23 protein-coding genes are annotated in these 23,792 nt (G+C 31.5%); 3 read left to right on the top strand and 20 right to left on the bottom strand.

Going from position 1 to position 23,792, the window contains the following annotated elements:
• Positions 1–48: 48 nt before the first annotated feature.
• The 16 genes from DWX29_RS10395 to DWX29_RS10325 form a co-directional block, all read right to left on the bottom strand.
• Positions 49–2,373 carry an amidase gene (locus DWX29_RS10395; protein ID WP_118565813.1) on the bottom strand — a complete coding sequence of 775 codons (2,325 nt, stop codon included), beginning with the start codon at positions 2,371–2,373 and terminating at the stop codon, positions 49–51.
• A 319-nt stretch (positions 2,374–2,692) separates the two neighbouring features.
• Entirely contained in the window at positions 2,693–5,305 is a 2,613-nt protein-coding gene (locus tag DWX29_RS10390; protein ID WP_118565812.1) for a cation-translocating P-type ATPase, read from the bottom strand.
• A gap of 208 nt (positions 5,306–5,513) precedes the next feature.
• Positions 5,514–5,807, bottom strand: a complete 294-nt coding sequence (locus tag DWX29_RS10385; protein ID WP_147365049.1) for a hypothetical protein — start codon at positions 5,805–5,807, stop codon at positions 5,514–5,516.
• 806 nt (positions 5,808–6,613) lie between these two features.
• Complete coding sequence (locus DWX29_RS10375) at positions 6,614–7,474, bottom strand: hypothetical protein (protein WP_118565809.1); 861 nt, start codon at positions 7,472–7,474, stop codon at positions 6,614–6,616.
• Between the two features lie 16 nt (positions 7,475–7,490).
• Entirely contained in the window at positions 7,491–7,676 is a 186-nt protein-coding gene (locus DWX29_RS10370) for a hypothetical protein (RefSeq protein ID WP_022089319.1), read from the bottom strand.
• A 43-nt stretch (positions 7,677–7,719) separates the two neighbouring features.
• A complete protein-coding gene (locus DWX29_RS10365) occupies positions 7,720–8,004 on the bottom strand; it encodes a hypothetical protein (RefSeq protein ID WP_147365048.1) in 285 nt (94 codons plus the stop codon).
• A gap of 101 nt (positions 8,005–8,105) precedes the next feature.
• Positions 8,106–8,405 carry a type II toxin-antitoxin system RelE/ParE family toxin gene (locus DWX29_RS10360; RefSeq protein WP_022089317.1) on the bottom strand — a complete coding sequence of 100 codons (300 nt, stop codon included), beginning with the start codon at positions 8,403–8,405 and terminating at the stop codon, positions 8,106–8,108.
• Entirely contained in the window at positions 8,392–8,559 is a 168-nt protein-coding gene (locus tag DWX29_RS12835; RefSeq protein ID WP_022089316.1) for a hypothetical protein, read from the bottom strand. The genes DWX29_RS10360 and DWX29_RS12835 overlap by 14 nt, the downstream gene beginning before the upstream one ends.
• Before the next feature lie 340 nt (positions 8,560–8,899).
• Positions 8,900–9,478 carry a hypothetical protein gene (locus DWX29_RS10355; RefSeq protein WP_118565807.1) on the bottom strand — a complete coding sequence of 193 codons (579 nt, stop codon included), beginning with the start codon at positions 9,476–9,478 and terminating at the stop codon, positions 8,900–8,902.
• A gap of 7 nt (positions 9,479–9,485) precedes the next feature.
• On the bottom strand, positions 9,486–9,935 hold the full coding sequence (locus DWX29_RS10350) for a hypothetical protein (protein WP_118565806.1): 450 nt from the start codon (positions 9,933–9,935) through the stop codon (positions 9,486–9,488).
• A 5-nt stretch (positions 9,936–9,940) separates the two neighbouring features.
• Positions 9,941–10,264, bottom strand: a complete 324-nt coding sequence (locus tag DWX29_RS10345) for a GNAT family N-acetyltransferase (RefSeq protein WP_118565805.1) — start codon at positions 10,262–10,264, stop codon at positions 9,941–9,943.
• Positions 10,265–10,608: 344 nt separating this feature from the next.
• Positions 10,609–11,394: a class I SAM-dependent methyltransferase gene (locus DWX29_RS10340; RefSeq protein ID WP_117909115.1), complete on the bottom strand. Its 786-nt coding sequence runs from the start codon at positions 11,392–11,394 to the stop codon at positions 10,609–10,611.
• 63 nt (positions 11,395–11,457) lie between these two features.
• Entirely contained in the window at positions 11,458–12,054 is a 597-nt protein-coding gene (locus tag DWX29_RS10335) for a hypothetical protein (protein ID WP_022089309.1), read from the bottom strand.
• 28 nt (positions 12,055–12,082) lie between these two features.
• Positions 12,083–12,679: a GNAT family N-acetyltransferase gene (locus DWX29_RS10330; RefSeq protein WP_243053261.1), complete on the bottom strand. Its 597-nt coding sequence runs from the start codon at positions 12,677–12,679 to the stop codon at positions 12,083–12,085.
• Between the two features lie 675 nt (positions 12,680–13,354).
• A complete protein-coding gene (locus DWX29_RS12705) occupies positions 13,355–13,516 on the bottom strand; it encodes a hypothetical protein (RefSeq protein ID WP_158562641.1) in 162 nt (53 codons plus the stop codon).
• A 76-nt stretch (positions 13,517–13,592) separates the two neighbouring features.
• Positions 13,593–15,077, bottom strand: a complete 1,485-nt coding sequence (locus tag DWX29_RS10325) for an AAA family ATPase (protein WP_117909111.1) — start codon at positions 15,075–15,077, stop codon at positions 13,593–13,595.
• Positions 15,078–15,676: 599 nt separating this feature from the next.
• Between DWX29_RS10325 and DWX29_RS10315 the strand changes: the two genes are divergently transcribed.
• Positions 15,677–16,840 carry an MBL fold metallo-hydrolase gene (locus DWX29_RS10315; RefSeq protein WP_118565803.1) on the top strand — a complete coding sequence of 388 codons (1,164 nt, stop codon included), beginning with the start codon at positions 15,677–15,679 and terminating at the stop codon, positions 16,838–16,840.
• A gap of 162 nt (positions 16,841–17,002) precedes the next feature.
• Here DWX29_RS10315 and DWX29_RS10310 read toward each other — a convergent pair whose 3' ends face one another.
• The gene (locus DWX29_RS10310) at positions 17,003–17,539 is read right to left on the bottom strand and encodes a DUF3877 family protein (RefSeq protein ID WP_118565802.1); all 537 of its coding nucleotides are present in this window, start codon (positions 17,537–17,539) and stop codon (positions 17,003–17,005) included.
• Between the two features lie 251 nt (positions 17,540–17,790).
• Between DWX29_RS10310 and DWX29_RS10305 the strand changes: the two genes are divergently transcribed.
• Both DWX29_RS10305 and DWX29_RS10300 read left to right on the top strand, forming a co-directional pair.
• A complete protein-coding gene (locus DWX29_RS10305) occupies positions 17,791–19,539 on the top strand; it encodes a DUF6583 family protein (protein ID WP_118565801.1) in 1,749 nt (582 codons plus the stop codon).
• 183 nt (positions 19,540–19,722) lie between these two features.
• Positions 19,723–20,583: a DegV family protein gene (locus DWX29_RS10300; RefSeq protein WP_118565800.1), complete on the top strand. Its 861-nt coding sequence runs from the start codon at positions 19,723–19,725 to the stop codon at positions 20,581–20,583.
• Between the two features lie 241 nt (positions 20,584–20,824).
• Here DWX29_RS10300 and DWX29_RS10295 read toward each other — a convergent pair whose 3' ends face one another.
• Genes DWX29_RS10295 through DWX29_RS10285 form a run of 3 tightly spaced genes read right to left on the bottom strand, consistent with a single transcriptional unit; the run spans position 20,825 to position 23,785 of the window.
• Positions 20,825–21,136 carry a thioredoxin family protein gene (locus tag DWX29_RS10295; protein ID WP_117909099.1) on the bottom strand — a complete coding sequence of 104 codons (312 nt, stop codon included), beginning with the start codon at positions 21,134–21,136 and terminating at the stop codon, positions 20,825–20,827.
• Positions 21,137–21,157: 21 nt separating this feature from the next.
• Positions 21,158–22,399 (bottom strand): GTPase HflX, encoded by a 1,242-nt coding sequence (gene hflX, locus DWX29_RS10290; RefSeq protein WP_243053260.1) that lies wholly within the window; start codon positions 22,397–22,399, stop codon positions 21,158–21,160.
• A gap of 21 nt (positions 22,400–22,420) precedes the next feature.
• Positions 22,421–23,785, bottom strand: coding sequence for an MATE family efflux transporter (locus DWX29_RS10285; protein ID WP_022089300.1), 1,365 nt, complete (start codon positions 23,783–23,785; stop codon positions 22,421–22,423).
• Between the last annotated feature and the right edge of the window lie 7 nt (positions 23,786–23,792).

Below are 23,792 nucleotides of genomic sequence, written 5' to 3'. Positions count from 1 at the left end.
TTAATAACTAATTACATTTTATTAAAACTATTTATTTGTAATCATTTATTAACTTACTTTCTTTACTTTTGAATAAGCACCGTATGTTACTTTGCCATCAATAAGTTTATAAGCTCTTACTTTAACATAGTATGTCTTTTTAACATTTATTTTCTTAACTGTCACTGTAACTTTTGATGTAGTTACTGTCTTTGTTTTCTTAGCTGCAAATTTCTTTGATGTTGAATATTTAATCTGATATCCTTTGACACCGGACTGTTTTCTAATGGCAATCTTCATAGACTTCTTCGCTTTTTTAATCTTTGAAATCTTTGCTTTTGCTGGTGCACTTACAGTTTCTGTTGTAGGTGTTGTTACAGTAGATGTATTTGCTGTAGGTGTTTTGTCTGTTACAGGTGTTGTTACTTTTTTATTTGCAAGTAATTTATTCATTAATGAATCGTAAGCCTTTGCCAAATCATATGTAGCTTCATATGTTTCATATACATCGCTTCTGTCAACTTCTGTAGCCTCTGCATATTTATTTAACAATACATTTACCTTACCATTTGGATAAACTGTGTACTCGCTAAAATCAATGCTGTCAGTTTTATCAATTAATTCATCTAAGAATTTATCAACGTTCTTATCCTCTAATGCAGGAACTGTAGATGGCTGTTTTCTTATGCTCTCTCCTGCTGTCTGTTCATAAGAATATGCAATTTCAATAAGCTTTTCTTCATTTCCATAACTTATAAATAATGACATACCAAGTGGCATTTCTGTTTCATATCCATTATCCGGGTCAGCTTTAGCAAATCCCATTGGAATCATCATATCAGGTAATCCTGCTACAGGTCCAAAGTAATTTATATATGAAGCTGCATTATTTTTGTTGTTAGAAGTTGTTTCAATATCTGCCACATCTGTCTGTGATACATATGCAACTGCATCAATATCTTGCTCTTTCAAAATGTTAGAAATTGTTGTTCTGAAATTAACCATTCCATTCCAGCATGACTGCCAGTTTTCTGTAGTTCTTGGATTTGTCATTGTCGAAAAATCTTCAATTGGATTTCTAATACTTATATTAGTATAATCTTCTCCATATTTATAATTATTGATTAATTCATATGCAGTTTTAATAGGTGCTGCAGGTCCAAGCGATGTAAAATATGTATCTAAATCCCATTCAAATACATTTGCATAAGGTGCTGCCTGTCTAAGAAAAGTAATAAGTGATTCAGGAATATACTGTGAAATATCTACTAATTCAGCGCCTCCTGCTTCCAAATTTTCCTTTGCTTTCTCAACCATGTCACTAATTTTACTGTCTAATTCTGTAGTTCTTTCACCCGCATCAGAATCATCATTTGCCACATAATATCCAAATGAATTTGACAAATAACCTATTTTCTTTCCTTTTAAGCCATCTGCTTTAAGTCCTGATTCATATCCGTTTGCAGGTTTTAATGAATCTGCATTTGCATCAACTGTATAACTGTCATTAGCATCTGTTCCCGCAATTGCTGTCATAATTGTTGCCAAATCTTCTGCACTCCTACAAATAGGTCCTGTTACATCTCTATCTCCATTAAGCGGAACAACGCCATCAATTGATGTTAATCCTTTTGAAGGTCTTAAGCCATACAAATTAGAGAATGATGACGGACGTCTAATTGATGAACCTGTATCTGTTCCTAAACCTGCTGTTGCAAAATTTGATGTTATGGCAACTGCTGTACCTCCTGAAGAACCTGCTGCTGTTCTTTCTGTATCGTATGCATTATGAACAGCTCCTCCTAATGTTGAACGGGAATTTGAACCACTTGATGCAAACTCAGACATATTTGCCTTTGCTAATATAATTGCGCCTTCTTCTTTTAATTTTTTAACCGCATAAGAGTCATCAGGTGCAATTGAATCTTTTAATGCCTTACATCCTGCACTTGTCGGCATACCTTCAACATCGTAATTATCTTTTACAATAATTGGGATACCATAAAGTTTTCCTTTTATTTTTCCTGCCGCTCTTTCCTTATCTAATTCTTTTGCCTCATCCAAAGCTTTTGAATTAATTGTAATAATGGAATTTAAATTAAGCGATTTATCGTATGCATTTATTCTGTCTATATACATCTGTACTAACTGCTCTGCAGTAAGTTCTCCTTTTTCCATTGCCGTTTCCAATTCACTAATGGAAGCATCCATTAAATCAATTGTAGTGAAAATACTTTCAAGTTTTCCTACTTCATTTGATGATACACTTACTGTAGTTGCAACATCTGCATTTACTTTAACAGGACTAACAGTAACGCCGGGTATTGATGTTCCTACTAAAGCAATTGTCATCACAATTGTTCCAATACTTTTCTTTAACATTTCTTTTCTCATAGGCTTTTTTCTCCTTGTATAATATGTATTGTCGCATCACTTTGGTCAGCGGCTAATCATGGGAAACATTTGAAAATAAACTTCATTTACATTTGTTTCTTTCATGATTTAATAACGAAAAAAATAAGACGTTTTTCATTACACAATGTGCAAATCCAAACGTCCTTGTTTGTTATTTATTTCGTTAGGCGGTACTATAACATCATATTTTTTAATTGTCACTAATTTTTCATACTTTTTTTACTAAATTTACTTATCACATTACTAAATAAACTATCCCCTTTCAAAATTAAAAATATCAAAAAATTAAATAACTGTTTTAATTTATTTTTTCAACTACTACTTTGACTACCTGAATTATAACGGTTGGCACAAATGCTAATGCAATTATTTCAATAATCTGAATACCCGTTAACGGAGCAATCATAAACATTGAATGCATAAATTTTACAAAAATTACAAATCCAAGCATTAAAGTTCCGATAACAAATGCTGCTACACTCCATAAATTACTTTTAATTCCAATTTTAAAAATAGAACTTTCACTTCTACAATTAAATCCATGAAATAATCTGGCAAGTGTTAATGTTGCAAATGCCATTGTACTTGCAGTAAGCGGATTAATCTTATCCCCTATATAAAAAGCACTTAATGTTACAGTTCCTATTAATATACCGTAAACTATTAACTTTATAGATATATTTCTTGTAAAAATGCCTTTCTTAGGATTTCTTGGTTTCTTCTTTAATAATAAGTTATCAGATGGCTCCATCCCAATTGCAAGTGCCGGCAAAGAATCAGTAAGCAAATTAATAAATAGCAAATGAACCGGTTTAAATGGAACGTCTAATGCCATTAATGAACAATAAAGTACTACTAAAATAGCTGCCAAATTTCCGGATAATAAAAACAATATTGCATTCAAAATATTTCTATATACATTCCTTCCATTTAAAACTGCCTTAATAATAGTTGCAAAATTATCATCTGCTAAAATCATATCAGCAGCGTCTTTTGAAACCTCTGTTCCTGTTATTCCCATAGCTATTCCTATATCCGCTTTCTTTAAAGCCGGCGCATCATTTACACCATCTCCTGTCATTGCAACTACATTTCCTTTTTGTTGCCATGCATCAACTATTCTTATTTTGTTTTCAGGTGATACTCTCGCATATACAGACACCTTATCTAATACATTTTCAAGCTCATCATTCGTCATTTCATCAACTTCTTTACCTGTAAGTGCCACATCTCCTTCTTTATATATTCCTATAGATTTTGCTATGGCAGTGGCTGTTACTTTATGGTCACCTGTAATCATTATAGGCTTAATTCCTGCCTCTTTTGCTTTCTTTACTGCCTCCATTGATTCTTCTCTCGGCGGGTCTATCATTGAAACTAAACCTATAAAAGTATAACCATGCTCGCTTTTTGTTGATAAGCAATGGCACTCTTCACATTCCTTATATACAAATGCAAGAACCCTAAGTCCATTCTCCGAAAAAATTTGATTTTGTTTTATAATCTTTTCTTTGTCTTCTTTCGTTATTTTTCTGACTCCATTGCTTGTCGAAATATTTTCGATTCTATCAATTAAAACATCTACTGCCCCTTTTGTAAGAATCGTTGGTACCTTATGAATTTCATATTTGCTACTCATAAGTTTTCTTTCTGAGTCAAATGGAATTTCTTCTAATCTTGGCATCAATATTCGTATATCTTCATCTGAAATTCCCATTTTATGCAAATCTGTTTTCTTAACCATTTCAAGCAAACAAGTCTCTGTAGGATCTCCAATATTATTTCCGCCCTGAATTGATGAATCATTATTTAAAATTGCATCATATAGCAAATACCTGTGTAACTGATTATTAACATCCAATTCTTCGGGAATAATGCATTTGCCATCTATATAAATCTGCTGTACGGTCATTTTATTCTGTGTTAGTGTTCCTGTTTTATCCGAGCATATTACAGAAACGCAACCTAAACTTTCCACTGCCTTTAATTCCTTTATAATTGCATTATCCTTTGCCATTTTTCTCGTTCCCATAGCCTGAACAATTGTTACTATTGAACTTAACGCCTCAGGAATTGCTGCTACAGCTAATGCAACTGCAAACATAAGTGAATCTAGTATTTTATTTCCCTGCCATAACGAAAGTCCAAACACGACAACACTTATCCCCATAATTATTAATGCAAGTTTTTTACTAAAATTATCAAGGCTTATCTGCAAAGGAGTCTTTTTATCCTGAGTCATATTCATTAAATCAGCGATTTTTCCCATTTCAGTATTCATTCCTGTAGCAGTTACTAAAACATTTGCCCTTCCATAAGTAACAAGACTTCCTGAATAAATCATATTGCATCTGTCAGCTAATGACACTTCACTTTGAATATTCTTATCAAATTTATCAACATTCGTTGACTCTCCCGTAAGCGAGCTTTCATTTACCTGCAATGAATAATTTTCAATTATTCTTCCATCGGCTACAACCATATCTCCAGTTTCTAAAATTAAAATATCCCCGGGAACAACATACTTAGATTCTAATTCCTGTTTTATTCCATTTCTAAGGACTTTTGTTTTAGGTGCTGATAATTCTTTCAAAGAATCTAATGATTTCTCAGCTTTTACATACTGAACAGTCCCTAATATTGCATTCATAACTATAACTACTATTATTACAACTGTACTTTCTGAATTTCCTGTCATCATAGACACTACGGCGGCTATAATAAGAATAATTACAAGCAAATCCGCAAATTGTTCTAAAAACACTCTTGCAACACTTTTTTTCTTTTTCGAAATTAATATGTTTTCACCATACTTTTCAAGATATTCACTTGCTTTTTCATCATTTAGTCCCTGCGAATTTCCATACTCATTAAATAATTCTTCTTTTGTTTTTTGATACACTTCTTTCATAGCAACCTCCTGATAATAAAAAAGAGACCTTTTGTGCATAAACATTGCACAAAAAGTCTCGTTTAACTTACTTAAATTTAATTAATTATCAAATGATAATTTTATAAATCAAAAATAGTTCTCTGACCTCCGGTTCTTATAGAACGTACTGACGAAAATCAGAACATGCATTGCATGCAACTACTCCCTCTCTGTTATAAAAAATTTATCATAATTTAGTATATGTGTCAATCAGAAAATATCCCCATATTTCGCCTAATTTTTGCTCTCTGTTTTCAAAATAATATTTTTCTATTGTATAACTATCTTTGTACTCTTCCAATCCTTTTAATCTTTTTATTCTGCGAAGTTTAATTCCACATACATCGCATATCTGATCAATTCCTGCTTCCACAATTATATTTGACACCCTTATTTCTTTTGGTGCTCCAAATCGAAAAATAAAACCTATCAAAACATATTCTGGCGAAAGATTCAGACTCTCCTGCATGTTAAGCATCAAAAAGCTATTTACCCCCTCATAACCTTCATAGCCAACTATTCCATAACGATAGTAGCAACCTTACCTGAACCTACTGTTCTACCACCTTCACGGAATTATTTCATCATTGTTTGGTATATCTTGTTTTATTTTCGTTGTTTCCATTGTGTATTGTTGCTGTTTATGTTGTCATTATTTCTACTTGCGTGAGAAAATGACGACAGTTTGACGACACTTTCTTACTACTTATTTCCAATTGTCAACTTGGGATACCAAATGTACGATATAACTATGCTCTACTATCAACAAGCATATGCAAAAAAGGCTGGCTTCATCAAAGGCGTTAAACGAATTACACTCTTTATTCCTTAAATAAGAAAACTCCTTCCAATATTACACATAATAATGCAATACCTAACCCAAAGAAATTACACGTATGTACATTATATATACCAATAAAATTTCCCAATATTTCACTTAATGCAAAAGAAGTAACAATAACACATTCAATAACAAAATGATTACATTTTCCTAATTCATTCTGCTTTCTTTTTTCAAAAAATCGAATACAACAAAGCAAATAAAGCACGTTAATAAAACCTGTATAGGACTTGCCCTTGATAACTTAAGTGAAGCCGTTTTATTAGCCGACAGTGTTGTTAGTTCTTCCGGTAACTCCATATTATTGCACTATTTATTTATATTACTGTTAATTGTGGGAATCGGATTGATTGTACATGGGCTAATGCACATTGAAGATAAATAAATTTAAGGGAGCATACTACAGCTGCTTGTAAATCGCTAATGTAGTATGCTCCCTTTTTTAATTATAGTGTCTCATCGTAAATTGTTTTTTTACCTTTATAGCCAATTACTTTTACCTCTTTTGTAACTGACAATTTCTTTAGATTCTTGTACTTTTTCAAATTAACTTTTTTAATCTGTGTATTGCATATTTTTAGAGTTTTTAATGTTTTTGGATTAAAATTACATTTTTCATAATTGCTAATAAATGTACAATTTAGGTTAGCATTTTTTATTTTGTTATTTTTTCCCAGTGTAATTTTTTTAACTCCGCTTCCGTATAAATTAATCTTTTCTAAATTTTTGTTTTTCGTAAGATTAATTTTTTTCAACAAAGGATTATATGCAAGCTTCAGATTTTTCAATTTGACGTTCTTAGATAAATTCAGTTTTTTAAGTTTTGTACTTTTTATACATAACCTCTCTAAATTATTTAATTTTGTGAAATCATAATTACTGTTATTAACACCACTAATTTCCAAGTTCTTTATCTTCGTCAATTTTGTTAAAACTTTGATATTTTTTATGTTGCCATACTCACTTACATAAGTATCACAATATGTTGTAAGTTTTACTTTTTCAACATTTGTAAAAATTTCTAAGCCTTTGCCGTCTATTATTTCATAATCTTCTTTTGGCTTCTCTTTATTCTCCCAATACAAATTATTCTTATCAATAGTGATTGTTTTCACTGCTGATATTTCTTTTTTGCTAAGGTAACCGTCATTATTTTTATCGATTTTTTCTGACACATATTCTCTTACTATTGTATCTGGAAAATTCTTTGCGTTAATTTTTACATTTCCGCTTTCCTTTGCCTGGCATGGAAATGTAGTTAACATTATACCTGCACAAAGTGCTGCAATTGCAATTGTTCTTTTCATAGTCCTTCCTCCACCATCAATGTAAATAGACACCTAATGCCATCAACGTTCCCATTTCTTCACTTGTTTCTGGTTGTGTTCCTAACCCTAAATTTAAATAATATGAATTATAGTTAGGTTCATTTTTACTATTATCACTTGCATAAAACATCAATCTTTTCAACTTAAATGTTCCGTTATAATAGTTTGAATCAAGTGCCATTTGTTCACTCATAAAGTAATTTGAAGAATATGGTGCTGATGTTTTAATACATTTTTTTAATACATTTGTTCATTATATTTTCTATAACTTTCTTTGCTGCATCATATCTTAATGGAATTTTTCCTGTATCATATGTATCTGGGCTTCCAATATGTACCCAATTTACTGAACTATTTTTTGTCCATGACCTATGTGCATAAGTATCAGAAGTTATATGCATTAATGCTCCCCATAATAAGAAACGTTTATTAGTATCTATCTCTTTATATGTAAAATTATACTTTGATTGAATATTTGCCCAATTCATATTCATAATATCATTTTTCATATAATTCTGTTGTCCCTGACTCATACCATTATTCAAATATGATACATTATTAGCATTACAATCCTTTGTTTTAATTACCTTACTTACATAATATGCACCTGCTATGTAATTCGGATATGCAATATTCTGACTATAAAAATTTTCTTCACATTATCATCAATAGTGTAAAATATCTTATATTCTTTATAGTATGTTTTATGTATTCCTAATTCTGCTAATATAGAATCATCGTCTAGTTCATAACTGGCTGGAAAAACTTCCAACTTATTTATTTGTTCCCTAATACCTTTTACCATATTTTCAGCAGCAATAGGATTAAGCAGTTTAAATGCAATATAATCACCTGCGTTTTCTAAATCTTGTTCAGCTAACTCGCTAATTCTGATTTTATACTGCTGCATTTCTATATTTTTTCTCCAATCTGTCGCATACCTCGTTAAAATCTTTTGTCTTACCTTCTTTAATATTTTCCAAACCTGCAAGAACCATATTTCTAACTTCTTTCTGTTGTTCCTTCAATGCAATATCATAATTATTTTTTACTGCTACTGCCATATAACCATCCTTTCTTGTATGGCTGAAAATGTTTATCTACCTGTCTTTATTGTATGCAATTCAAAAATAAATAGCAACTATTATTTTGATTCTTTCAAATTTTCCAATTAATATAAATTACATTCTCTTATCGCTCATTGTGCTGCTCGCTATCCAACAACACGATAACATGCTTTAGCTTTGTTATATCAATAATTTTATTTAATGCATCTACAACCCCAATGACACCTTATATCGTAATACCATCTTTATTGACAATTCTTGTAGACATTCCAAGAACATCTGAAACGGTAGATTATGCCCATCTACAATAAAAAATTATTTTCATCCTCAAATCCTTTTACCGTAAACCATTACTGAAAACCCAAGAATAAAACAATTGCTTTTTAGGTTTTAAATAGTCATACTCCATTTTTATTTCCTTATGTTCAATTATCTCTAACGCTTCTATGAAAACCTGCTCAACTGTTTTTCCTGCAATATCCAGTTCAAACTCATTCACCAAGCATTTTCTTGCATTAATTTTTTGACTCATTTTCTCTAACAATTCAAAATCTATAAGTCCATTTCCTCTATTTTTCATCTGTTCATAATTTTGTCTATAATCACTGCAAACAAGTTTTATCGTAATATAATTAAATCCTTTGAACACCTCTGGAATATCTCTTGTTCTTAAATCGTCAAAGTCTAGAGCAACAATATTTCTTATGCCAAGTTCCCAGAACTTTTTCACTTGAGTCACACAAGACTCCCAGCAAACCCGCTCTTCAAACAAACCCTCATCAACACCTTCAGGCACTCCGAACTCTGGAATCATACTCATTTCAACATACGCACCCTTGTAATGTTCATATAATTTCGTTGCTAGTGTCGTTTTTCCAATACCACTGGCTCCTATAATAAATATAAAATCTCTCATAGTAAAATCATCCTTTTTGTTCAAAAACTAAAACTAACTTTTGTAACATCTCTTCTGTCAGATTTTTTGTTGATGGAATATGGACAAAGACTACATGTCCATTCATCTTTTTCAACATATAAAAGTAGGCTTCATTACATAAATAATGCGTCGAATTGTGCGATACACTGTATGGGATTGCATTATTTTTCAAACATTCTTCTATTCCAGATAACAGCATTTGCGTATAAATTCGTTCTCCATCTTTCTCAGCACATTTTTCTATACGAACCGAATCCTTTAATGCTTTATCCAATCCAAACATATAAACCTGTTCATATTCTCCCACCAGATTTTCAATATCCCTTTTTAATCCCTCAAAGGAGTTTGTCAGAAAATATTTTTCTCCTTGAAGATTCCGAACTAATTTGTTAGAAGAATTATGAATACCTTTAAATCCTACATATAATGTTTTCAAATAACCTACTCCAATCTCAACTTTTTTGCAAAATTTATCTGCTCCTTCTTCTTTTCAAAGCCAATACTACTATAAAACTTGTGTGATTCTTCTTGTTTTTTTCCAGATGTAAGCCTGATAGCATCTGCACCAATATTCTTCGCCCATTCTTCAACCGAATCCATCAGTTTTGTTGCAATTCCATTGTGTCTATATTCCTCTAACACTGCCAATCCCATAATGTTTACCATTGAATTTGCGTACAATAAATCATACTTTGTCGCATGAACATAACCAACCACTAAATGTTCTATTTCAGCCACAAAAATTTTTGGGTTACCATCACACAAAACTTTCTTTAATTAATATTGTGTCTTTTCTTCTGGATAGTCATATCCCATTGTATATTTATTGATTCTGCAAATAAATTCCGTATCTTTGTTCGTCGCCTCCCGAATGACATATTTCATTTCGCAATTTCCTTTTTCCTTATTTGTACCATAATTTTCATAAACTTCAAATCCTCTGAATTAGGATTGTCAATTCTAAAAGTACATCCACAAACTTTTTCAAACTCTTTTCCAAAAATCACTTTCCGTGTACCACCACTACACGAACCGCAATTTCCACATAAATCTACATGTTTCCAGGCAAGTTCCTTAATTTCTTCATGATTTTCCTTTCAATTTCGCATTTACTTCACTAAAATATCTAACGTATGATTACTTAACCCTATCACATCACTTCTTTCGCATATAGAAAAATGGTATTTTAAATAGATCTCATATACTTCATCGGACCATTCCTCAATCCGCTCTTTGATATAGTTCGAAAACATATCTGTTCCAATAAACTTAATTCTAGTTAATTCACATTTTTCACTTAGTCTTTCAATATCTTCTACTCTAACTAATTCAAATAAATCAGCTGGTTTGGAAATACAAGCAAAATCGTCCGTCAACATATTATTTGACAAACTCTCCAGCATATTATTGCCATCGTCAGCAAATGCCCATTGGATTATCGTTGGTTCATTCATGCAGTAAGCCACGAAAATATATCCATCCTTCTTCAAAATCCTTTTTGCTTCGTTCAATACTTGTACTTTATCTTCTTCGTTGTATAAATGATACATTGGGCCCAAAATAAGTATCGCATCAAAGTAATTATTGTCATAGACTGATAAGTCTAAGGCATTTCCCTGTTTGATATCTATATGTTCATTATCCGTCAACTTAGATTTGAAAACTTCAATATTATGTTCTATTAATTCCATTGCCTGCACCTGATAGCCTTCACGTGACAATGCAATAGAATATCTTCCGGTTCCCGCTCCAACCTCAAGAACTTTTGCTCCCGGCTTTACATAATCATGTATGTATTTCATCGTAGTAATGAATTCAACCTTACCATGCTTTGATGACAATCTTCCATCTTCATCATATAAATTATAATATTGCTCCAAAAAATTATTTTCCATCATTCGTCTCCTGCATTTTTCAAAGTGATATTTTTTGTTTTTCAACATCATTTATTGTTTAATCTATTTCTTCCGATATATCTTATACCCCTTGCAAAATAATTCGACTACATTTTCTTTTCTCACAGATACCTTCCCTGTACTTCTTGTAGCATCTATAATAATTATTTCTTTTTTCTCATCATCCACAAACTCTTTGAAAAACATAACATGACTTCCTATTTTAGCTAATACATCTCCCTGCTGAATTTCATCAATGCTTTCAATTACATTTGCGTAATCAGGAATAATTCTCGTAGATATTTTTTTAGGCAACTCCCAACACACAGTCAACAAGCCAGAGCAATCTACTCCTACACAATCGTAGCTTACGTCTCTTGATTTATCTTCCGGTACATTTCCAACATATTTTCCTTCGGAAATTCCTTTTTTAAACTCCTCTATAGTAGAAGCTAATCCCCATCCGTATGCCACACCTATATTTTTTTGATTCGGTTTCCACCAACCACAGTTCAAAATTTTACCTTTCCAAGTGGTATCCGGTGTATCTACTTCTACGCCATTAGAATCTGTCCCATGCTTTAAATTCTTTTCTGTTGCAATCCATTCGTAGTTAGCATATTCTAATGCTTTCTCAATAACTTTTTTACCCCATTCCATATAAATATCCTCCCGATAATAAAATCTTTTATTTTTGTATTTTCTTTCTTGCAATCAAACCATTCGGAATTTCAATAATATCAAATCCCTTATTTACATACATTGATACTGGACCACCACAATCATTTATAGAAAATTCTCCCCGTGACGGATACCCTTCAATATAATCGTATCCATTTTTCTTTGCATACTGACAGGCACAATCCAGCAGTGCTTTTGCAATTCCTATCCTACGCATATCCGGCTCAACGGTAAAGCATACAATAGAAAGAATTTTATCCCTTTCATCAACACCATTCCAACTATGTGGATCCGTTTCCCTGCTTAATCGAAAATAATTATCTTTTGTGTCTGCATTACAAAATCCAACAATTTGATTATCATAGACGGCTACAAAGCCATTCAAGATACCATTTTCTATCAATTCTTTTGCATAATCTCTTTTACGATACGGTCTTTCATTCTCCGGCATTAGACTCCGCTCCTGCTCATGCTTATCCGTCCAATGATGCCAGACGCAATAACAGCCTTTTTGAATGTTTCCATCAGAAAATGCTCTATGCTCAAAATAGTCAATGTAATCATCTGACATATCTTTTGTGAGTTTGCACACTTTGAAATTCATAAAAAATACCTCCTTGCTTGGATATTCATGTAACAAACTAATTCTTTCCATTCTCAAGAAATGATAGGTAATTCAAACCATTCCATATCCACTGCTTCAATTCTACCATACGCATCAATACATTCACACCCTAATTTTACCAATCTTGCATCTTCATTTCCCAGTTTTTCGCTTTAATAAAATTTTTCAAAAATTACCCATTTTTCCCCTTACTGTCCTTGGCAAGATACGCACTTTGTAAAGAAAAGTGCCTCTTGCTAGGGGAACAGCCCCTAATACCCCTGCTCCATACGGAAATATAGTGATATCCATATAGGAATAAATTTTCCACTATAAATTTTCCACTATAAATTTTCCACTATAAATTTTCCGCACGGATTCCATATGATTTTCCAATTTCCACTACTAATAAACTTTAACAACCATACGGTTAAACCATACAACAATGGATTTTCCGCTATTGGATTTCCGGATGGTTTCTATACAGAAATCTGAAATGCACTACATAAAAAGAAACAGCCAAAATTTCACCTTTGACTGCTTTCATTTCTTATTTTATCTTCATTTTCCTATGAGCAATTACTTACCAATTCTATTGTTTTTCGTCACGGAATTTTTTTGGGTAGTTGTCACTCACCCCGTTTTCCTTTCTTTTTAATTTATGAGGCTTTTACCTCATTTTTTGTTTTTTTTTTGTTTTTGATTTAACCATTCTTCTTCTAAAAAACTCCAGTCTTTTTTTTGCCATCGCTTCGGATGACTTTTCCTTGCCTCTTCATAGACCTTCTTCCTAATTGTCAGAAAAAAGGCATCCCCAAACAACTCTGGGAATGCCATTCATTCATGCATACATTTCTTAATGATTGCTCTGCAATCCTTAAGCTCGCGGCATTCATAGAATGCCCACTTAAATTTATACAAGCAATTCTCTTATCATCTTTGCGTTAAATTCAACTGAATCCACGTCATTTACTTCTATCTGATATAAAGCGTTTGCAGCTATATGTTCTGCTGCCTGCTCTAAATCTCTTATACCACTTGTATTCTTATAAATTTCAATAACTTCATCTAATGCTTCATCTGTCATAATGCATTCATTTTCCTTAAGACTCATACGTTTCAATACTTTTGGAAGTGCAAATTTAGAAAAAATAATCTTCTTTTCTTCTGATGTATAGTCAGGAATATCTATAACTGCAAATCTTGACATTAATGGAGCACTAATCTGATCCTTTTCATTTGCTGTAGCAATAGGATAAACACCTACTGTAGGAATCATACATTCCATGTAATTGTCTGTGAAGCCTAAATTGTCAAGAAGCGTAAGCAATACATCTGCAGGATTTCCATTTCCTTTTCCTGATGATGCCTTATCTAACTCATTAATAATAAATACAAGATTAGACTCTCCTGCCATTGAAAATGCATCCATAATAATTCCCGGTTTCGCATTTGAATATATACGTGAACTTCCTGTAAGTTGTTCAGGGTCATTAATTGAGCTCATATCAAGTGTTGTCCATGGAAGTCTTAATATTCTTGCAACTGCATATGCAATCTGTGATTTTCCTGTTCCGGCAGGTCCTACTAATAAAAGTCCATATGCAGGAAGCGTATGTGTACGATTAATCTGAATTATTGTTTCCATAATTCTCTGTTTAACACGTTCCATACCATATAACTCTTCATCTAATATTCTACGTGCTTCATCAGGATCAATTGCTTCAAAATAATTATTCTTCCATTGAATATTCATCATTATTGAAAGTGCTCTTTGTGCATGATGTCTTTCCTCCTGAGATACCTCGCTTGAGCGTGCAACTGCAAGATTTCTTCTTGCCCATAATCTGATATTATCAGGTAATGTTCTTCCGGCGCAATTCATAAAATCAGTGATGCTTTGAATACTTGTAAGCTTCATGCTGTCTCCTTCTTCATCCATATCATCATCAATGACTTCTTCTGAAGGTGCATTACTTGCTAACAATCTGTCAATCATAAACTGAAGGAATCCGTCTTCTGCTGATAGTTTTGTACCACCACCTGATAAAGTTTCTCTAATCTTATATACTGCATAACCTTCTTCGTTATTTTCTCCCGAAAGACGAACATTAATATGATTTTCTCCTAACCATTTAAGCAAGCTTACAAATCTTGAATCTATCTTTAAAATATCAGCACTTACAATACCATCATCTTCGTTAAATTCAAATGAAGTTCTTTTACATGGATTTGTAAAAATTCCACTTGAATGATGGTTCCATTTCTTCTTACTATTATCAAGCACCATTATAGGTTTATCACCTGTTGGAACTGAATTGTTCGATTGAAATGTTGTGTATGTACATATTGCTTCTTTCTTATCTACAGGTGCGCTGCTAAAATCAAATACCGGCATTTGTTATCTCCTCTAACTTATTAAAATAAAGTAACTTACTTCTTAAAAATTGTTACTCTTCCTTTATTCCACAACGTATTTTACTATTTATTTTGCAAATGAACAACCATTGATATTATTTTTTGTGCTAATTTCTAAACATTTTATTTTTTTTACTTAATTCTAATTTTACACAACACTGCTACTTTTTAAATCTGCAAGGTCGAATTAGTGCAGAAGGATTACTTATGTTTGGAATTGGTGGGCTTGCAATCGTATATTTTATTGCCCCTATTTTAGACAACATGCTTGCCAAAATACGACTACGTTATATTTCTATCATATTTGGAATTTTATTTGTCATTTGTTTAAGTGATGTCATTTATTCAAATTTTCATCCAAATATTGGTCACGGCATTACTGATTACACAAATTATAATTCCATTACAAACACGACGTTTTTTTGATGCGTGTTTGTATTCTCATTCTATATTATAAGTGTTATAATATGTCTATATTTATATTTGGAAACAATATTTATAAAATTCATATTTTACCAATGTTTCCTACTAACAGCCACCGTAAAAAAACGGAGCAATACAATACAGGAGGAATTTATAATGAACAACACTTATATTTCAGATTCAATAAAATATATCGGAGTTGATGATATTGATATTGATTTATTTGAAAGTCAATACATTGTACCTAACGGTGTTTCTTACAATTCTTATTTAATTCTTGATGAAAAAACTGCTGTTATGGACACTGTTGATGCGAGAAAAACTGATGAATGGTTTTCTAATCTTAACTCTCAATTAGCTGGAAGAAACGTCGATTATCTTATTATTTCACATTTAGAACCCGACCATTCTTCTAATATAAAAAATCTTATAGACAAATATCCTAATGTCAAATTAGTTCTTAGTGCTAAAGCATTTGCTATGTTGCCTCAGTTTTTTGATATTGAAAATCTCTCTGACCTTTGTTTAGTTGTTAAAGACGGAGATGAACTTGATTTAGGTTCTCATAAATTAAAATTTATTATGGCTCCAATGGTTCACTGGCCTGAGGTTATGGTTGAATACGAAGTAAGCGAAAAGATTCTTTTCTCTGCTGATGGATTCGGCAAATTTGGTGCTTTATCTGCTGATGAAGACTGGGCTTGTGAAGCAAGAAGATACTATTTTAATATTGTCGGCAAATACGGTGCACCCGTTCAGACATTACTAAAAAAAGCTTCTACTCTTGACATAAAAACCATTTGCCCATTGCATGGTCCAATACTTAATGCGAATTTAGATTACTATATTGGAAAATATCTTACATGGAGCAGTTATGAACCTGAAGATGAAGGTGTTCTTATCGCCTGTGCATCAATTCATGGTAACACAAAAATGGTTGCTGAAAAACTCGCAGATATTTTAAAAGAAAAGGGGTGCAAAAAAGTTGCATTTACTGACTTAGCAAGAGATGATATGGCTGAAGCAATTGAAGATGCTTTTAGATATGATAAGTTAGTTTTAGCTGCTGCTACATATGATGGTGGTGTATTTCCACCTATGGAAGATTTTCTTAACAGACTTGCTCACAAGAATTATCAAAAGCGTAAAATTGGAATCATTGAAAACGGTTCATGGGCTCCAATGGCTGGAAAGTCTATGAAATCTATTCTAGACGGAATGAAAGATTTAACCTATTGTGAAAATATGGTAACAATCAAATCAACTTTAAAAGATACAGACATCGTTTCTCTCGAAGCTTTGGCTAACGAACTCATATAAAAATTTATATGGTCGTGTTATTTATAATAATCTGTACTCTACACTATATAATATGCTTAAATACAAAAACTTCCTGTGAAATTTGATATATTTTTCTTCATTAAATATCCAAAAAAAATATCAAATTTTACGGGAAGTTTTCATGTTAAGTTTATTTTATTTTTATTGATATATATCCTTATAATCATCTGGCAAAAATCTATGATATATTATATGGAAGCCTTCATTTTTAAAGCAATAATAATACGTATCTTCACTATCCTCCTCAAAATATATAAGTGTATCAAACTCATTATCTTCCATCTTTTCTATATGGACTTTTGATGCTTTAGAAAGGAATAAATTTTCTATATCCTGCATCTTTGTTTCATGCTTTCCAACCAATTCAATTAATTTTTTAATAAACTCATCTTCTTTAGTATTATTATGAACATATTCAACACCTTGTTCACTTATATAAAAGCAAAATCTATCAGCCTTATTTGACACGTTTATTTTTCCTAATGTTTCATTAGTATACTCTGACAGTTTTTTCAATCTTTCCGCCATTTCATAAACATTATCTTTACTCGAAAACATATTATTAAGTGAACTTACAGGATAATACAATCTGATTTTTTCCTTTCGATATCCAAGTTTTGCCTGTTCTTCTTTTATTATATCTATAAGATTATTTTCTAATATTTTGTAACCGTTCATTTTTTCATTCCTCTTTTTAATTAATTATCTATCATTCATATTTAAATACAATGATGCCAGGAGCAAAAGCCCCAAACTTTGATTCCAACAGATTGTTCCGTGCTATACTTAATTCATTTCAAATTTTAACTTCTATTTTCTCATTTTTCAACATATATTGACATAACTGTTAATATCTTTTATAGTTTAGAGGTAACAAATTATCTATATGATGTATATTATATTAATACATTAAAAAAAATGGAGGGCTTATGAACGAATTTGAAACATCTACACAACCAAAGAAAAAGAAATTTATACCTGTAATTATTATTGCAGTTATACTTGTCGCCATAATTGGTGGTTCTGTTTACGCTTCAAGAAGCGTTATTTCTAATATTTTTCAGGAAAAATTTGCTAAACCTGAAGATTATTATCACAGAGTTGAAAACAATAATATTAACAATGACATTGATAACAGTATTAAATCCTACTCTACTGCTTATAAATTAATAACTTCAAAAAAATACTCATCAACTGCATCTATACATTTAGATTTTAGTGACGAATTAAAAGATCAATTAGTAAAAATAAATTCTAAATTAAATCAGATTAATTCAGCAGAATTGACTTACAAATCTTCATTTGACAATTCAAAAGAAGCTGTTACCTTAGCTGCAAAAATCAATGATGCTAACCTTGTTTCAGGTAATGGTTTTATTGATTTTGACAATGCAAAAATATATGGTCAGATTCCTGAAATTTCTGACTCTTATTTAGATTTTTCTTCATATCTTAACTCTGAGGAATATGATGTTAATATTGATTCATTAAAATCACTTGGTTCTTTTTCTGATTTATACCCTGAACCTGAAAAACTCGAATCTATATTAAAAAAATATTCAACTCTTTTTGTCAACTCAGTTAGTAATGTAGAAAAAACTAAAACAACTATAACTGCAAATAGTATAACTCAGGATTGTGTAGGACTTACCGTTAAAATGAGTGGTCAGGAACTTTATGATTCTATTCATACTATATTAGAAACTGCTAAAGATGATAAAGATATACAATCTATCATTGATGATATGATTAATTACATTAAATCAATTGATTCTTCTTCAGACTTAAATGATGTCACTTCTAAATCATATTCTGAAAATATTGATTCACTTATACAGGAACTTGAAGAATCAAAAGATGAATTTACAAAATATGAAGACTTATTAGATATGTTTGTTTATGTTGATAACAAAGGAAATATTATTGGACGTACAATAACTATTACAGCTGATAAAACATACACCATAGAATATAAACGTGCTATAAAAGCAACTTCTTTAGGAATTGAGTCAACTATTAAAGAAGGCGATAAGGTAGTATTTTTAGTTAAAGGAAAAGGTTCATCTACATTAACTGAATTTAGTGGAGATTTTGTAATTACTTTCCCAACTGAAGAGGTAACAATAAACGCAACAGTATCTAATGGTGATGTTTCTAAATTGTTAGATGGAACATTTAATGGTGATATAACTCTTACTACTACTTACAAAGATTTAGAAGACTATAAATTGAATTTATCAGTAAAAACATCTCTTTTAAGCAGTTTGGTTAAAGTTGAAGCCCTAGATAAAGAAAACAGTTGTGGTATATTAACACTTAAACAGGAATCTACAAACAAAGCTGATATCGATTTTCCTGATACTAATTCAACATTTATCGATGTTTCTGACTCAAATGCGCTAGATAACTATATTTCTAATTTTAACATTGAATCATTTATTAATGATTTTGCTTCAAGAGCAAATCTTGATATTTCATACTCAGATATAGTATCAGACACTTTAGGTTATTATTCATCTTTAAAGAATGACTATAATGCATCTGATTATAATTTCTCTGATTTTGATGCATCTGATTATAATACTTCTGACTTTGATATATCGGACTACGACTCTTCAGATTTTGATTCGTCAGATTCCTATATTTCTGACTATACATCTGACCTTGATATTTATTAAAAATAACTATTTTCATTTGTTATTGTATCAGATGTGGCTTTAATTAATTGAGATTTATAATTTATTAATATTGAAAATCACTGTATTTAATGTTAAAATAATTTAACTAGTGCCTAATTGGACTATATAATAAATAATTTTACAAATTGTTAAATTATAAATTTATTTTACAAGGAGAATCAAATGCGCACAGCTATTATGACTGATACCAATAGTGGTATTACAACTGAAGAAGGAAAATCTTTAGGAATTTTTGTCATTCCTATGCCGATAATTATTGATGATAAAGTTTATTATGAAGGTATAAATATAACTGAGAAGGAATTCTATGAAGCTTTGACCGGTGGTAAAAATCTTTCCACATCTCAGCCTTCTCCCGGAGAAGTAATGGATATGTGGGACTCTATCCTTGAAAGTGGAGATTATGATCAGGTTGTATATATTCCTATGTCAAGCGGATTAAGCAATTCATGTTCTGCCGCTATGGGACTTGCTCTTGAATATGAAGATAAAGTATTTGTAGCAGATAACCACAGAATTTCAGTTACAATGAGAGAATCTGTTTTATCAGCAAAAGAACTTGCTGACGAAGGCAAATCTGGTGCTGAAATTAAAAAGGCTTTAGAAGATGATGCTTATAACTCAAGTATATATATTTCAGTTAATACGTTGGAATTTTTGAAGAAAGGTGGCCGTATCACTCCTGCTGCTGCAATGATTGGAACAATGCTTAATATTAAGCCTATCTTAACAATACAGGGTGAAAAGCTTGATTCATTTGCAAAAGCAAGAAGTATGAAAAAGTGTCAGGATAAGATGCTTGAAGCTTTAAAGAGCGAAATTGCCGGTCGTTTTTCACATAATGATATGTCTCAATTAAAAGTTGGCGCCGCAGGTGCCGGATTATCAGAAGAAGGAATTGAAAACTGGCTTGGAATGGTAAAAGAAGCTTTTCCAAATGCAAAAGTTTTCTATGGACCTTTATCTGCAAGTATTGCATGTCATACCGGTCCCGGAGCTGTTGGAATTGGAATCAGTTTTTAAATCAACACTATTGTAATTAATTTAATAAATAATAAAAAAGATAGATTTAGAAATTTCATATCGCTTCGTTTCATATTTAATTAAACGATTAATAAGCGATACGTTAATTCCAAAATCTATCTTTTTATTATTTTAATAATGAGCGACTTAACCTTTAACTATTAAAATAAACTCATATTTTTATCTTTCACTATTAAATAAACTTTTTTAATATTTCACAAATGAATTTAATTTTTTAATATTATAATTTACTTTCAATCCATGCTTCTATTATTTCTTTAGGCTGGAATCCTGTTCTTGTAGCAATTTTTTCACCATTAATAAACATTGTTACGGCCGGAATATTTTCAACATCATATTTTTTAGGTGATTCCTGATTTATTGCAATATTAGCTCTATAAAAATCAACTTTTCCTGCATATTCATCTGCTGTTTCGTTAATTATCTGTTCCATTATCTGGCATGATTCATTTCCTGTAACTGAAAAATTAACTATCGCTATTTTACTTGCTTCTACTTCGCTAAAATCATTGTTTTTAATTTTCTTTACCATTTTATTGTCTCCTTTGTAAATTTATAGTCTGTCCATCATTTCTGACGGAACATATGCCTCAACATAAATTCCATCATCTCTATATTCTTCTTTCAATAATTGTCCATATTTTCTTATAAGACCGGGCTTTCCGGCATCAGCATAAGAAAATACCTTTTCAATATGAACTCTCATTGATTTAAGAGCTTTACTTATGGCATCGTTTAATTCCTCAATACCGACTTTATTTTTTATTGCAGCATTAACAATATAATCAGCCTTAAAATCTCTTAAAATCGGCTTATTTTCAAGTCTGTCCTGCTTGTTAAATACTGTAATTATAATTTTATCTTTTACATCTAACTGTTCTAATGTTTCATATACAGCATGTATATGCTTATCCATCTGTGGATTAGAACTGTCTATTACATGAATAATAATATCTGAATATTTTGCTTCCTCTAATGTACTTCTAAACGCATCTATTAAATGATGTGGAAGTTTTCGGATAAATCCAACTGTGTCTGTAAGCAAAATTTCCTGTCCGTCAGGAAGTTTATAATTTCTTGTTGTAGGATCAAGCGTAGCAAATAACTTATCTTCCTCTAAAACTTTTGCATCCGTAAGAGTATTTAATAATGTAGATTTACCTGCGTTTGTATATCCAACAATTGCTGCTACAGGCACAGGGTTCTGAGATCTCTTAGCTCGTGTAACATTTCTATGTGCTTCCATATCTTTAACTTCTGCTTTTAACTGAGAAATTCTGTCCCTTATTAATCTTCTGTCAACTTCAAGTTTCTTTTCTCCGGGACCTCTTGTTCCGATTCCACCACCCTGTCTTGATAGATTTTTCATACCAATAAGTCTTGATGATCTGTATCTAAGCTGAGCAAGTTCTACCTGTATTTTTCCTTCTGCAGTTTTTGCCCTGCCTGCAAAAATATCTAATATAATTAAGGTTCTGTCCATAACTTTTACGTTAAGTTCATCTTCTAAATTTTTATATTGAGCAGGTGTTAACTCATCGTCACACACAATAGCTGTTGCCTGTGTCTCCCATATCAACTCTTTTAATTCTTCGACTTTTCCCTTACCTACATAAGTTCCCGGATGAACTGCCTCTCTATTTTGAATTGTTCTTCCAACTACCTGTGCACCTGCAGTGTTTACAAGTTCTTCTAACTCATCTAATGATTCATCCGCATCATTGCTATCATCTAATGATACAGCCACAAGAATAACTTTTTCAATTTCTTCTTTATTTTCAATTAATTTTGCCAAATACATCACCTCGTTTTATTGTTAGTTCTCACTTATCTTTGAAATTACATTTAATTTTTTCCATTTGCCACGTTTATATCTTACTAAACTTATTGTTCCGTTTAAGAACCATGTAAGTCCTGTTGCAAAAAATACACCATATCTTCCAAACATAGGCACCATCGTAAGTGGTCTTGCAAGGAATATTCTTCCGCACATTTCTACTATTCCTGTCATTAATGAGAACATTGCATCTCCTGCTCCATTCAAGACATTTCTAGTAGTATAAATTAATCCTAAAAATGCTAAAAAGCAACTATCTATTCTAAGACCTACAGTACCTATTGCAATTACATCCGGGCTCTTTCCGAATATAGATATTATCTGTGGTGCAAATCCCCAGAATATTGGTAATACAGCCAATGCAAATACTGTACTTATAATTGTACCAGAGAAAAATCCCTGTTTTACACGCTTTACATTTCCTGCTCCCATATTCTGTCCTGTAAATGTAGAAATGGCTGAACCTAATGACATAAATGGCTGCTGAACTAACTGTTCAATTCTTGCAACAACTGTAAATGCCGTTGTAAATGTTGCACCAAATCCATTTACTACTCCCTGTAAAACAATAAGTGAAACAGCTATCAATGCATTTTGCAATGCAACCGGAATTCCTAACTGTAAGCATTTATATAATATTGCTTTTTTTATCTTTAAGTTTTCTTTTGTAAGTCTGAAAAATGTTGTACATTTAACGGCATATATAATACATGCCACTGCTGATATCAATTGTGCAAATGCCGTAGCTACTGCAACGCCAACAACACCCCATTTAAATTGGAGTACAAAAAGCAAATCTAATGCTACATTTATCAAACTGGCTACAATTAAAAATGTAAGTGGTGTCTTAGTATCTCCAAGTGCTCTTAAAATACTTGATACACCATTATACATTCCTACACAAATAAAACCAATTGCAGTAACTTTTAAATATATAACTGCATCTTCTAATATTGCCGGATCAGTATTCATTAATACAAGTGCCGGTCTTGCAAGGAAGAATCCTACTAACGACATTAATACTGAGCAAATCGAAATTGCCCATATTGCGTTACCTATTGTATTCTTTACGTTTTCTTCATCTGATGAACCAAAGTATTGTGAAACTACAATCCCAATTCCTATTGATAATCCTAAAACAAGCGAAAAGAAAAAGAACTGTAATGAATTAGTTGTACCAATAGCTCCTAAAGCATTTTCACCAACAAAGTTTCCTACAACAATAGAATCTACCATATTGTAAAGTTGCTGAAATACATTACCTATCAACAAAGGAATTGTAAACTGAAGAAGTAATTTTGCAGGGTTTCCCTTTGTCATATCCTTAACTCTTTTATTTTCCATAGTTACT

The sequence above is a fragment of the Eubacterium sp. AF19-12LB genome (assembly GCF_003479125.1).
Lineage (GTDB): Bacteria > Bacillota > Clostridia > Lachnospirales > Lachnospiraceae > Eubacterium_U > Eubacterium_U album.
Note: the sequence above shows the minus strand (reverse complement) of the source record. Positions and strands in the feature narration are given on the sequence as shown.